Here is a 13179-nt window from a genome sequence, read left to right as displayed (position 1 = left end):
TTCGTAACGAACAATAACTAGTATAGCGCCTGCCCTCCTACTCGTCAATAGTTTTGCAAGGACTTTTTAACCAAAAAATTAAAGACGTTTTTTAAATAAAAAAAGGATAAATTTGTTCGATTTAAACAAATTTATCCGTTTATTTAAGTAACAATGTTCGGATTTACTTTAATTCCCAAGTCTGCCCCTGTGGACTATCACGAACAACCAGGCCAGTTATCAACAATTGATCTCGAATGGCATCCGATGTTTGGAAGTCTTTAGCAGCTCGTGCTGCTGCTCGTTCTGCCAACAAAGCCTCTTGATCTGGTGTGAGAACAACTTCTTTCGTCAACTGTTCAATCCCAAAGATACCTAGCCAAGTTTGCAAACGATTAGCCAGGCACTCTAGGTCACCCTGCGTTGCAGTTTCCTGATTTTGCACCTTATTAGCCAAAGTTGCCAAATCAAAGATAACGGTAACCGCGTTCTCTGTATTAAAGTCATCATCCATCGCTTCGATGAAGGACTCTTCCAATTCCGCTACCTGATTTTGCACCTGTTCTGAAACTTGACCCGCTGGCGCTACCGCGTTGGCGTCTAAGAGACCCTGATACGCCCGGTACAACCGATCAAGCTCGCCTTGTGTTTGGTCCAATCGATCTGAACTGTAGGAAATCGCCCGACGGTAGTTAGTTTTGGCCAAGAAGAAACGAAGCCCCTGCGGGTCAATATCCGTTTTCAATAAGTCATGGATGGTAACAAAGTTGCCCAGTGACTTCGACATCTTTTCATCATTAACATTGACAAAGCCGTTATGCAACCAATAACGAACAAACTGCCGGTGGTGGTATGACTCCGACTGCGCCAATTCGTTCGTATGGTGTGGAAATGTTAGATCAATCCCACCAGCATGAATATCAATCGTTTCGCCTAGCAACTGGTCATTCATGACCGAGCATTCCAAGTGCCAGCCAGGGCGACCTGGTCCCCATGGTGATGACCAAGCAACGACATCCGGCCGACTTTCACTCTTCCACAAGGCAAAATCAGTTGGGTCCTGCTTATCTTCTTGGTCTTCTTCCCCAAGGCGACCAGCAGCATTTTCCTCTAACTGCTCCATGTTTTGGTGGGAAAGTGCTGTATAGTTTTTAAACTTCTTCGTCGAAAAGTAAACATTACCGTTCACTTCATAGGCTTGACCTTGCTCAAGCAATCGCTCAACGAATTCGACCATTTCTTTCATATATTCGGTCGCACGCGGACGGCTAGTAGCCGGCTTAATGTTTAGCTGCCGTGTATCTTCTGCAAAAGCAGCCGCATACTTATCGGCCACTTCCTGCTCAGTTAGGCCTTCTTTTTCACCCTGAGCGATAACCTTATCACCCAAATCAGTAAAGTTGGAAACGAAGTTCACCTCATAACCGCGCCATTCCAAATAGCGCCGAATCGTGTCAAAAGCAACAGCTGATCGAGCGTTACCAATATGAATGTAGTTATAAACCGTCGGTCCACACAGGTACATGGTAATTTTGCCAGCCTCCTGCGGGGCAAAATCTTCTTTTTCCAGGCTGTAGGTGTTATAGACTTGGAGCATATGCGGACCTCTTTTACTTTAGTAATCGTCATTGTTTGCTCTCATTATAGCAAAACCAACAAAAAACAGCACTCAAAGTGAGTGCTGTTTTAAAACCTTAGTCGAGGTACTTGGCCTTGACATCAGCCATCGTCTTCAAGACGGCCGGCTTGTCCAACAAGACAAGCATTTCAGGTAGGTTTGGCCCCTGAATTTGGTGAGTTGTCGCAATTCGGATTGGGTTCCACAAATTACGGCCCTTAATTTCAAGATCATTTTGAATACCACGAATGGTAGCCATATAAGTTCCGGCATCGGCATCATCTGGCAAGGCTGTGTAGGCCTTTTCCCAGGCGTCATAGACCTTACGACCATCTTCAGATGTCAAATAATCGACCATTTCATCCGTCACTTCGCCCAACTGGAAGAATGGTTCGCGGACCAAGTCAACGATTTGCTTCGTATAAGAAATACCGTCAACACCAGCGACTTCGATAACTTCCTTCAACCAGTCGGCACGCTTTTCAGCTTCTTCCTTTGAAATCAGACCAGCTGCAATGATTTGATCAAAGAGCTGTGGCATAATACGGTCCTTGTCCTTACGGATCCACTGGTTGTTAATCCACTCCAGCTTCTTTTGGTCGAACTTGGCGTTGGCCTTTGACAAGCGGTGCTCGTCAAACATTTCCTTGAATTCTTCCAGTGAGAAGATTTCGTCTTCACCCTTTGGTGACCAACCCAACAAACCAATGAAGTTATCCATAGCTTCTGGTTGGTAACCCAATTCGCGGTATTGCTCCACAAACTGCAAAACATCGTTGTCACGCTTTGACAACTTCTTACCCGTTGCGCCATTGATAATCAAGGCCATGTGACCAAACTTTGGCACATCCCAGCCCAAAGCTTCATAGATCATCATTTGCTTTGGCGTGTTGGAAACATGGTCATCCCCGCGCAAAACGTGCGAAATCTTCATCAAGTGGTCATCCACTACAACGGCAAAGTTATAAGTTGGCATCCCATCGGCCTTCTGGATAACCCAGTCACCACCAACTTCCTTGGCACCGATTTCGATATGACCCTTAACGATGTCATCCCAAGCATAGACCTTTTCTTCTGGAACACGGAAACGAACAACTGGCTTCAAACCTTGGGCTTCAAAGTCAGCATACTTCGCTTCGCGCTCTTCGTTGGTCAAGCCCTCATATTCATAGATATAGTGAGGGGCTTGCTTGGCAGCCTGTTGTGCTGCTCTTTCTTCGGCTAATTGTTCAGAAGTCTTGTAAGACTTATAAGCAAGGCCCTTAGCCAAAAGTTCATCGATGAATTCTTGGTAAATTCCCTGTTCATTTCGTTCTGATTGGCGGTATGGTCCATACTGACCAGGCTTATCAGGTGCTTCATCCCAATCCAAGCCTAACCACTTCAGGTTTTCCAACTGTGACTGTTCACCATTTTCAATGTTTCGCGCAGAATCGGTATCTTCGATTCGGATTACAAAAGTTCCATTGTAGTGGCGGGCAAAAAGCCAGTTAAACAACGCCGTTCGGGCGTTTCCAATGTGTAGATAGCCCGTTGGTGATGGGGCATAACGAACACGAAAGTCATCAGTCATGAATATTGTTCTCCTCAGTACAGCCTAACGCTGAAAAATTCTTTCTTAAGTATACAACAAGTCGGGCAGGCTTTCAGCCCTCATGAAAAAATCAGGATCGTTTTGGTCCTGATTTCAAAATAGATGGTCGGCAGCCGGTACTAGCGATTCCGCCAGCCTAGTCACCAAGCGCCAGGCGCAACGCCTCTTTAATCGTCGTCACGCCAACGACCTCAAGACCATCCGGCAAACGCAAGCCAGCCAAGTTGTTCTTAGGCACAATTGCCCGCGAAAAGCCTAACTTAGTTGCTTCCTTCAGCCGACCTTCTAAGTCAGCCACCGACCGGATTTCACCGGTCAAGCCCAGCTCACCAATAAAGACGTCACTGGCCCTGGTTTCCTTATCCTGATAAGACGAGGCAACCGCGACCGCGACCGCTAAATCAATGGCCGGCTCATCGAGCTTAACGCCACCAGCCGCCTTGAGATAGGCATCTTGATTTTGTAGCAGAAGGTTCGCCCGCTTCTCCAAAACCGCCATAATGACCGAAACGCGATTGCGGTCCAGGCCAGTAGCCGTCCGTTGCGCATTCCCAAAGACAGACGGGGTTACGAGGGCCTGGAGTTCCGCTAAGATTGGCCGGTTCCCCTCTAATGTCGCAACAATTGCCGACCCGGTGGCACCAGCCAGGCGTTCCTCCAAGAAAATCTCGGAAGGATTGGCAACCTCAACCAATCCCTGATCACGCATCTCGAAGATGCCAAGCTCATTTGTAGCACCAAAACGATTTTTGACCGCCCGCAGAATCCGGTACTTATAGTGGCGGTCCCCTTCAAAGTAGAGAACCGTATCAACCATATGCTCCAAAATCTTTGGACCAGCGATGGCCCCATCCTTGGTCACGTGGCCAACGATGAAGACTGTGATGTTGTTGGTCTTGGCAATCTGCAACAGGTCTGCCGTCACTTCCCGAATCTGGGCAACAGATCCAATTGGTGAGGTCAAATCAGGTTCCTGCATCGTCTGCACGGAATCAATCACCAAAAAATTCGGTTTCATTTCTTCGACCTGCTTTTTCACCGCCGTCATATCGGTTTCCGGATAAAGGTAGAATTGCTGACCACCGACATCTAACCGGTCCGCCCGCAACTTAACCTGGGAGGCCGATTCTTCACCCGTCACATAGAGGACCTTACCGTGGTTGGAAAGTTCGCCCGAAACTTGGAGCAAAAGCGTTGACTTCCCAATGCCGGGGTCACCACCAATCAACACCAGGGTCCCAGCTACAACTCCGCCACCAAGGACGCGGTTCAATTCTTTCAGGCCAGTGGTGACCTTGGGCGTATCTTCCAAAGAAACTTCGTTAATGGCTTGGACCTTAGCAACCTTACCGTCAATACCGACTCGTGCCTTGCGGTTGGTCGTTTCTGGTTGGATTTTTTCTTCAACAAAAGTTCCCCACTCGCCACAGTTTGGACAACGACCAAGGTAGCGGGCCGAAATAAAGTCACAATTGGAACAAATAAATTGGGTTTTCGTTTTGGCCATTAGCCTTCCCCGGTTGAACCAAAGCCACCGGCACGAACGGCCTTGATAGTATCTTCATCCTGATCGGCTAGCAAATAAGGTAAGAAGATTCCCTGGGCAATCCGCTCACCCTTCTTAATCACAACGTCTTCTTGGCTAATATTGAGGACCTGCACCATGATTTCGCCCTCGTTTTGTTCATTGTTGTAGTAATCCGCATCAATAATTCCAACCGCATTTGGCATCACCAGGTGCTTTTTCTTTGGCAAAGATGACCGTGAAACCAATTGCAGGTATTCATCCGCCTGCATATAGGCCTTGATACCCGTTGGAATCAAGACTGGCTTTTGAACACCTTCTGTTGGTGCTGGAATGACAATATCAGTTGCTGCAGCAAAGTCATAGCCCGCTGCTCGTTCGGTTGACCGAGCTGGCAGGGTCAAACCGGCATTTTCATACTGACTGACAATTTCAAATCCACGCTTTTTCATTCCAAGCCCCTTTACATTTCCATTAATCTGGCATATAACCAACTTATTATTTAACTAATTTATTATACGTCATTGCGGTTAATTTCTAAACCGTCACATCATTTTGGGAGGTTCTAATGGCCATCACTGCAAAACCAGGAGCATTCTACTACGAAAAGGACGGCGTACAGCTCGGCGAGGTGACCTACGTGGAAAATCAGGCCGAAAATAGCCTTGTTTTAAACCACACCTTCGTCGACCCCAGCCTGCGCGGGCAAAATATTGCGCGCCAGCTGGTTGACGAAGTCGTCAACAAAGCCCGAACGGAAGGCAAACTCGTTCAACCGGCCTGCCGGTACGCCGCCGTTTTATTCCGTCGCTTCCGTGACGAATACCAGGATGTTGATACGACGAGCCAGTTGAATCAAAAGTAGTCTGGATGGAAATAGCCCCCGTCGTCAATAAAAAGCGCCGAAAGTAGGATAAGTGGCAACCCCATCGTCAACAAAGGTAAAAAGCATCCCCATCCTCTATCAAAAACCGTCAAAGCTAATTGGAAGAACAGCGTTTCATCCAGATTCACTTTGACGTTTTTTAGTAGAAATCGGCCCCATTGTGCAGGAAATCCACCACCGGTTCGGTCGACTTCTTTTTATTATTTTAGGTTAGCAATCACCAGCGAATACCTAATGTGCTTCTACTGATTTTTCACTCTGACACCAGTCGAGGATAAAGGCAGCAATCGTTTTAGTGTAGGTTTGCAGTTGTGCCAGGCTCGCCGACTCATTATCGCTATGGCCTTGAACAAGCTGGCCCGGACCGTAGACGACGGCCGGAATATGGTAGTAGCCAAACCAACCACCATCAGAAACCGAAGTCGACATTCCCACCACCGGCTTTTGGCCAAAGCTTTCTTCATGGGCCCGCGCTAATTTTTGGAAGGCATCGCCATCCGGATTTAATTCCAGCGCCGGGAAGATTTCACCTTGATCAACCAGCATCGAATCACCACCCCACTCAAAGGTTGGCAGGTCATCCTTCAACCATGGGTCAGCCTTGGCCGCTGCCAGAACGGCCTCTTCAACCTCTTGTTCAATTCCCTCAACCGTCTCATTAGGATAAAATTGAACTGTAATCCACAGCCGACATTCATCGGCCACAAAGGCCGGGTGGATGCCGCCTTCGATATAGGCAGGGTTAATCGTATCCGTTCCGGGTGCAAAGCCAGGATAAGACTTTGTGATGCCCCAATAGCGCTCAAGTTGCTGGAGGGCATTCATAACGACCGGCATCTTTTCAACCATGCTAGCAGCCTTCAGGCCACCACCAGTCTGAACCATTTTAATCCGGTTCCCATCATGGTAGGTATGAGGCGACTTCAGCGTAATCCAGCCTGTGATTACCCCACCTTGCCCCTGGAAGTGCGTATCGCTGGTATCACTAACAATGGCAAAATCAATCAGGTCTTGGTGGTAGTTCAGCAAAGTCTTAGTTCCCGCTTCGCCCAACTCTTCGCCAACCACGGACTGCAGGTAAAGGTCACCGGGCAAATCAATATGCAAATCAGCCAGGATTTTAAAAATCAAGACATAGGCAGCCATTGCCCCCTTCATATCACTCACTCCGCGACCAATTAAGGTGTCGCCCTTTTTATTCAGGACAAAGGGGTCGGTTTCCCACAAATCCTGATTTTCCAGGGCAGCCACATCGACATGGCCATTTAACATGAGATTGTGATGGGTTGCCGGTGCGCTCCCCGGCTTCTTGGCTTCGAGCAATCGGTCTTTTTCATAAAAGTCTTCAATTTTGGTTTCCAAGCCATATTGCGCTAATTCGCTGGCCAGCCACTCTTGTAGTGGGCTGGTATTTCGTGCCGGCGGTGAAACCGTTTCAAACGCGACCAAACGCTCAAGAATGTGTAAAAACTCTTCTTGCCCCTGGTCAATAGCAGCAAAAACCGCTTGCTTCTCATCAGTAGTCATTTTTTCTCCAATCAAAAAACTTCTCTGCAACAGTGTTTTGTGCTAGAGAAGTTTCGAGTTGGACAATGAGCCCTAATTTAGTATCAACGTATTTGGCTTTCCTACGCGAGTGCTAACTCTCAGGTTCAAAGGGTCCCTTTTCAGGTCTCAGCGGATGGCTCCCCTAGCCTTTTTAGAATAGCATACTTTTGTGCAGAATCGCAGCAAAGTGTTGTGATTGTTGCCAGAGACTGCGAGGGGTCCACCGAAAGTCTTCAGCTTGCTGGCACGAACTGCCGAAAAATCCACCGAAAGTCTTCAGCTTGCTGGCACGAACTGCCGAAAAATCCACCGAAAGCCGTCAGATTGCTGGCAGAGACTGCCGAAAAATCCACCGAAAGCCGCCAGATTGCTGCCGAGGATCACCAAAAAATTCACCAAAAGTCGTAATCAGATTGCAGAGCTAAATCCCACTCAACACGCCCAGCCAACAAAAAAGCCCCAGCCGCAACCTGCGACTGGGGCTCGTTTTAAAAGCGATTACTTTGCTGATTTGTCATCAGACTTTGCATCGTCATCTTCTTCGATAGCTGAAATGACAACCTTGCCATCAACCAAGTCAGCTGACAATGCCTTTTTACCAGGGTTATCCAAGTAGAAATCAGTTACTTGATCACGAATCTGTTGTTCAATTACTCGACGCAATGGACGAGCACCTAGGGCTTCATCATAACCATCTTCAATCAAGTGTTCCTTGACACCATCAGAAATCCGCAACGTCAAGTCCTTCTTAGCCAAGGTCTTATCCACATCCGCCAACATCAAGTCGACAATTTGCTTCAAATCTTCCTTAGTCAAGGCTGAGAATTCAACCACACCGTTGAAACGGTTCAAGAATTCTGGACGGAAGAACTTGGACAACCGGTCCATTAAGTCACCCTTTTCCACATCCTTGTTACCAAATCCGGCATTTGAAGTGGCAATGACCACGGTATTCTTGAAGTTCACCACGTTTCCTTGACCATCCGTCAAGCGACCATCATCCAAGACCTGCAAGAGCAAAGTCAAGACTTGTGGATTAGCCTTCTCAATTTCATCCAACAAGACGATTGAGTAAGGGTTACGACGAACTTTTTCTGTCAAAGTATTGCTGTTGTCGTCATAGCCAACATAACCGGCTGTTGCACCAATCAACTTTGACACGGCTGTTAAATCAGAATATTCTGACATATCCAAACGGATAATGGAGTCCTTCGAACCGAAGAGGTCTTGTGCTAACTGCTTTGCCAACTCCGTCTTACCAACACCAGTTGGTCCAACGAAGAGGAACGAACCAATTGGACGGTTTCCTTCATCGAAGCCGGCACGGTTACGACGAATGGCACGGGCAACGAGGTCGACGGCCTCATCTTGACCAATAACCTTACCAGCCAAGCGCTTGTCGATTTGCTTCAAGTGTTCGATATCTGAAGCACCCATCTGTGAAACTGGGATACCCGTCAAACGTTCAACGGCTTGAGCAACATCGTTTGGCGTTGCCTTAATCTTTTCAACGTTCTTAGCAGAATCTAACTTCTTTTGAACGTCAGCAATTTCATTCTTAACCTTCAAAGCCTTCTCATAGTCTTCTTGACCAACAGCATCTTCTTGGTCCTTCTTCAAATCAGCTAACTTCTTTTCCAAAGAAACCTTGTCGGTTGCTGGGTTCTTAGCTGACAAATGAGCAGCCGTCATATCAATTAAATCGATGGCCTTGTCAGGCAATGACCGTTGTGGGATATACTGCACTGAGTAATCCACAGCTGCCTGCAAGACATCCTTTGGTAATTCAACGTTGTGGTGCTTCTCGTAAAGAGGAGCAATTCCTTCCAAAATCTTCAACGTATCTGCTGCTGAAGGAGCGTTGACCTTGACTTCGTTAAACCGACGAGCCAAAGCGGCGTTCTTCAAAATCGTGTTCCGGTACTCATCTTGAGTCGTTGCACCAATCAAAGATAATTCGCCACGTGACAAGGCTGGCTTCAAAATGTCAGCCAAGCCCTTACCACCGTCTTCGCCACCGGTTGAACCAGCACCAAGAATTTGGTGGATTTCATCGAAGAACAAGACCACGTTACCAGCGTTCTTGACTTCATCGACTAACTTTTGCACGTTTTCTTCAAAGGCACCACGATATTGCGTACCAGCTTCCAGTGCTGAAATATCGATTGAATAAATTTGCTTGTCTTGGATAGCGGCCGGCACATCCCCGGCGGCAATGGCCTGAGCTAGGCCTTCGATGACCGCCGTCTTACCAACACCAGCATCCCCAACCAAGACAGGGTTATTCTTTGTCCGCCGGCTCAAAATTTCGGCTGTTTCTTGAATTTCCTTGTTCCGGCCGATAACTGGATCAAGCAAGCCATCCTTGGCTTCTTGGGTCAAGTTCCGACCTAATTTTGCCAACATGCCATCTTGCTTAATTTGTCCGGGCTTTGCGGCTTGAGGGAGACCATTACCTGCTGTCTGACCTTGTTGTGCGTCATTTGGTAACTGACCAGTTTGCCGATATTGTGCAAACTCCTCTGGCGTCACTTCCCGACCGTTAATTAGATAACGGCGGTTTTCTGAGTTTAAACCATTCAAGTTACCCATCATACTATCAAAGATATTGTTCATATCTGAGTTAAATCCGTTGTTAAATGCATCATTTTGATTTGCCATAAATTAATATACCTTCCTCTTTATATAAATTTACTTTCTTTTCGAAATTGGCAGTGTCATCTCAACCGTCGGATTTCGAATCCCACTTATTTTTAACGAGTGATTCTTGATCTGGATCAGGTTTCTGATAACCGTTTTCCAATTCCTTTAATACTTGCCACATTTCCATTTGCTGGGCCCGGGCTAAGGCATCTAAATCTCGTATATTTAGTGAAGTTGCTTGGCTTTGGGCCTTATTGAAAGACCGATGAATCGTCGTGTAACCATAGCCGGATTCTTTCGAAACCCGATAAATGGTTAACGACTTATCCACCAAATAAGCCTTAATGTTAAAACGTACCATTCTGATCACCCCAGTTTTGATATCTCTTTTCTAACATTTTCTTCCCCCTCCACATCTATTATTATAACACATACATGGTATAACACAAGTGTGCTATATTTTTTTTTTTATTTTTTGATTAAAATAGAGTAGTTGCCCTAGAGTCAAGCGGTTCTAGCTATAATGATTCCAACAAAATAAAAAAATTCTTCCTATAAAAAGGGGTGTCGAATGGCCAACCAGCGTTACGAAATCGAAATTCCAGAAGAGGCCGTCAATAATCTCGACTTAACTGACGGGGCCAAACTTGGCTTAGTTGTCAATAATGCTTCCTTAACTTTGACACCAGTTCTAACTGAAAACAATAAACAGGAACTCTCAATCCGGCGGTTTTTGGTGCCATCATTCTTGGCAACCATCGCCTTTGCCTTTTGGATTTTATGGCAAAAAAACCCTTTAATCCCGCTCACCGGCGACAGCTCACTAGCAACAGCCGTGATTTTCTTTGGTGAAATTACTGGGATGGGTTCCTTTATCCCTCTTCATCTCAAAAATATCCGCCAAGAAAAAGACCTAATTAAGAAGAAAACCGATACGCGTCTCGCACCAACCCTGTTTTTTTCAATCGCCCTCATTCAGGCCTTTGCCATGATTGCTTTTTTCTGGGCAATTGGCTACCTCTTTCAGGCAGCAATCTTTGACCGATTGACGGCGACCATCCTCTTTTTCGTCTTTGTCAGTATCGTCAACTATTTAATGGTTTACACCGTCACACTAATTTCCACGTCCTTTATGATGGTCCTTTTGATTATTACCATCGTCTGCGGGGTCCTAGTAGCCATGGTAACCAACTCGCGGCTTTTATGGTGGCAGCATAATTTTTCTTTTTTGGGCACGGCCAAGGCCCACTTTTCCTGGACCTTTAACGCTACATTAATCATTGCCGGCATCCTCTGGGGAACTTTAATTGACTACCTATTTGTTCCCATCCAAAAGCGTTACAAACAGCACCACCGACTGACCATTTTAAGGGTCTTTCTAACATTTGATGCCTTGTGCTTGTTGGCCATCGGTGCACTCCCAAATAATCCCGGCCTTCTCCATATCGCCCATGACACAGCGGCCAACTTGTTAATTGTTGGTACGGGTGGTCCCATGCTTTTAATTTACTGGCTTTTGCCCAATGCCAATCGTGAATTTAAGCTCTTTTCATTAGGAACCGCCCTCAGCATGGTAGTCACCGCCTTTCTCTTCTACGGTATTCGTTACCTGTCTTTGACGGCCTTTGAAATCATTATTTTAGGCCTTGGTATTTCTTGGCTCTTGCTTTTAATGCAAAATATTCATATGCTGTACGAGACGAAGTCCCAATCGTACCAAGTCACACTCAAATCAATCGAATAAAATCAGAACCCGCTTTTGTACCATGAAAAGGAATGACACCTATGTCAGCAGAAAAAAATAACGCTCACCAAAAGGCTCCCAGTCGGTCAAAGAGTGCCACTCGCGGACAGAACCAGAGTAACCGTCCCCGCCCAAACCGTTACTCAAAAAATCAGGGCAACCGCTCCAATCGCAGCCAACCCGTTGAGGTTAAAATTGGGCAAAAGTTCCCATTAACCATCAAGCGGCTCGGCATTAACGGTGAAGGAATCGGCTACTTTAAGCGCAAAATTGTCTTCATCCCCGGTGCCTTACCAGGCGAAGTCGTCACCGCTAAGGTAACTGATTTTACCGAAAAGTATATTGAGGCTAAGGTTGTCACGATTCGCGAGGAAAGCCAGGACCGCGTCACGCCAGAAGATCCGGCTGCCGACTTGGTTGGTGGATTCGAACTCGCCCACCTTTCTTACCCTGCTCAATTAGCCTTCAAAAAGGACCTAATCGTGCAGGCCCTGGAAAAGTTCCAGCCCAAGGGCTTTGAAAACTACCAAATCAATGACACGATTGGAATGGATGTTCCCTACCACTACCGCAATAAGGCTTCTTTACCAATTCGCAAGATTAAAGGTGAGGTTAAATTAGGGCTCTACAAGCGTGGCACCCACGATATCGTGGACTTACCAACAATCGCTACCCAAGATGAAACATCAATGGCCATCGTTCGTCAGGTCGGCCAAATCTTGTCCGATGCTTCTGTTTCCTTTTACAACGAGACCAAGAACACCGGCCTGGTTAAGACCATCATCGTTCGTGCCAACCAAGAAGGCCAGGCCCAGTTAGTACTGGTCACAAATGTCGAGGAATTCCCCGGTCGTTTAGCGGTCATCGATGCCCTCACGGAAAAGATTCCTGCCCTGAGTGGTATTTTCCAAAATATCAATTTTGGCAAAACATCGCTGATTTGGGGCGATGAGACCATCAAGTTTTGGGGTGATGACTACCTCCATGAGGAAATCTTAGGGCTCAACTTCGCCTTTTCCCCACGGGCCTTCTTACAGCTCAACCACGAGCAGATGACCAAGACCTACGAAATCGCGATTAAGGCATTAGACCTGAACAAGGGTGACACCCTGGTCGATGCCTATTCAGGCGTGGGAACGCTTGGCCTGTCGATGGCCTTCTTGGTCAAGGAAGTTCGCGGAATGGAAGTTATTCCAGAAGCTGTCGCAGACGCCCGCTTAAACGCTGAAGAAAATGGCATTGAAAACGCCTTCTATGAAGTAGGAACAGCCGAAAAGGTCTTTCCAAAGTGGGCTAAGGAAGGCTTTGCACCAACTGCCGTGGTCGTCGATCCACCACGACCGGGTTTGGACGATGCTTTCAAACGAGCTTTGCTCAAAACAAAGCCTAAGAAATTAGTCTATATTTCTTGCAACCCTTCAACACTAGCCCGCGATTTAGCAGACCTCGATTCTGCCTATCAAGTAGACTTTATTCAACCAATCGACATGTTTCCTCAGACTCCCCGTTGGGAAGGCATCGTGAAGCTGTCACTGAAATAAAAAGATAGAAAAGAGCCGTTTTATTTAGCGACTCTTTCTTTTATAATGGCAGATTCTATAATTAATTCGAACGAGAAAATTTAAAATAAAAACCCAAAGAA

General features: G+C 46.6%; 10 protein-coding genes and 1 riboswitch. Of the genes, 3 read left to right on the top strand and 7 right to left on the bottom strand.

Annotated features, from left to right (window positions below; all coding sequences use genetic code 11):
- Positions 1-163: 163 nt before the first annotated feature.
- From cysS to dut, 4 genes are all read right to left on the bottom strand, one after another.
- Positions 164-1576 carry a cysteine--tRNA ligase gene (cysS, locus tag FEFB_RS07705; RefSeq protein WP_047975667.1) on the bottom strand — a complete coding sequence of 471 codons (1413 nt, stop codon included), beginning with the start codon at positions 1574-1576 and terminating at the stop codon, positions 164-166.
- Positions 1577-1673: 97 nt separating this feature from the next.
- Positions 1674-3170 carry a glutamate--tRNA ligase gene (gene gltX, locus FEFB_RS07700; protein WP_047975666.1) on the bottom strand — a complete coding sequence of 499 codons (1497 nt, stop codon included), beginning with the start codon at positions 3168-3170 and terminating at the stop codon, positions 1674-1676.
- Positions 3171-3327: 157 nt separating this feature from the next.
- On the bottom strand, positions 3328-4698 hold the full coding sequence (gene radA, locus FEFB_RS07695) for a DNA repair protein RadA (RefSeq protein WP_082131956.1): 1371 nt from the start codon (positions 4696-4698) through the stop codon (positions 3328-3330).
- The gene (dut, locus tag FEFB_RS07690) at positions 4698-5168 is read right to left on the bottom strand and encodes a dUTP diphosphatase (protein ID WP_047975665.1); all 471 of its coding nucleotides are present in this window, start codon (positions 5166-5168) and stop codon (positions 4698-4700) included. The genes radA and dut overlap by 1 nt, the downstream gene beginning before the upstream one ends.
- Positions 5169-5284: 116 nt before the next feature.
- On the opposite strand from dut, the gene FEFB_RS07685 reads away from it, so the two are divergent.
- Positions 5285-5581, top strand: coding sequence for a GNAT family N-acetyltransferase (locus FEFB_RS07685; RefSeq protein ID WP_047975664.1), 297 nt, complete (start codon positions 5285-5287; stop codon positions 5579-5581).
- Between the two features lie 252 nt (positions 5582-5833).
- Here the strand turns inward: FEFB_RS07685 and FEFB_RS07680 are convergent, their stop codons facing one another.
- From FEFB_RS07680 to FEFB_RS07670, 3 genes are all read right to left on the bottom strand, one after another.
- A complete protein-coding gene (locus FEFB_RS07680; RefSeq protein WP_047975663.1) occupies positions 5834-7129 on the bottom strand; it encodes an acetylornithine deacetylase in 1296 nt (431 codons plus the stop codon).
- Between the two features lie 81 nt (positions 7130-7210).
- Positions 7211-7304, bottom strand: a riboswitch (TPP riboswitch).
- A gap of 344 nt (positions 7305-7648) precedes the next feature.
- Positions 7649-9811, bottom strand: a complete 2163-nt coding sequence (locus FEFB_RS07675) for an AAA family ATPase (RefSeq protein ID WP_047975662.1) — start codon at positions 9809-9811, stop codon at positions 7649-7651.
- A gap of 61 nt (positions 9812-9872) precedes the next feature.
- Entirely contained in the window at positions 9873-10154 is a 282-nt protein-coding gene (locus tag FEFB_RS07670) for a hypothetical protein (protein ID WP_047975661.1), read from the bottom strand.
- A 210-nt stretch (positions 10155-10364) separates the two neighbouring features.
- Between FEFB_RS07670 and FEFB_RS07665 the strand changes: the two genes are divergently transcribed.
- Positions 10365-11537: a DUF998 domain-containing protein gene (locus FEFB_RS07665; RefSeq protein WP_047975660.1), complete on the top strand. Its 1173-nt coding sequence runs from the start codon at positions 10365-10367 to the stop codon at positions 11535-11537.
- A gap of 41 nt (positions 11538-11578) precedes the next feature.
- On the top strand, positions 11579-13078 hold the full coding sequence (gene rlmD / locus FEFB_RS07660; protein ID WP_047975659.1) for a 23S rRNA (uracil(1939)-C(5))-methyltransferase RlmD: 1500 nt from the start codon (positions 11579-11581) through the stop codon (positions 13076-13078).
- The last annotated feature ends 101 nt before the right edge of the window (positions 13079-13179 follow it).

Origin of the sequence: Fructobacillus sp. EFB-N1, from assembly GCF_001038455.1 — a bacterium.
Taxonomy (GTDB): domain Bacteria; phylum Bacillota; class Bacilli; order Lactobacillales; family Lactobacillaceae; genus Fructobacillus; species Fructobacillus cardui.
This window is presented reverse-complemented; position numbering and strand designations above follow the sequence as displayed.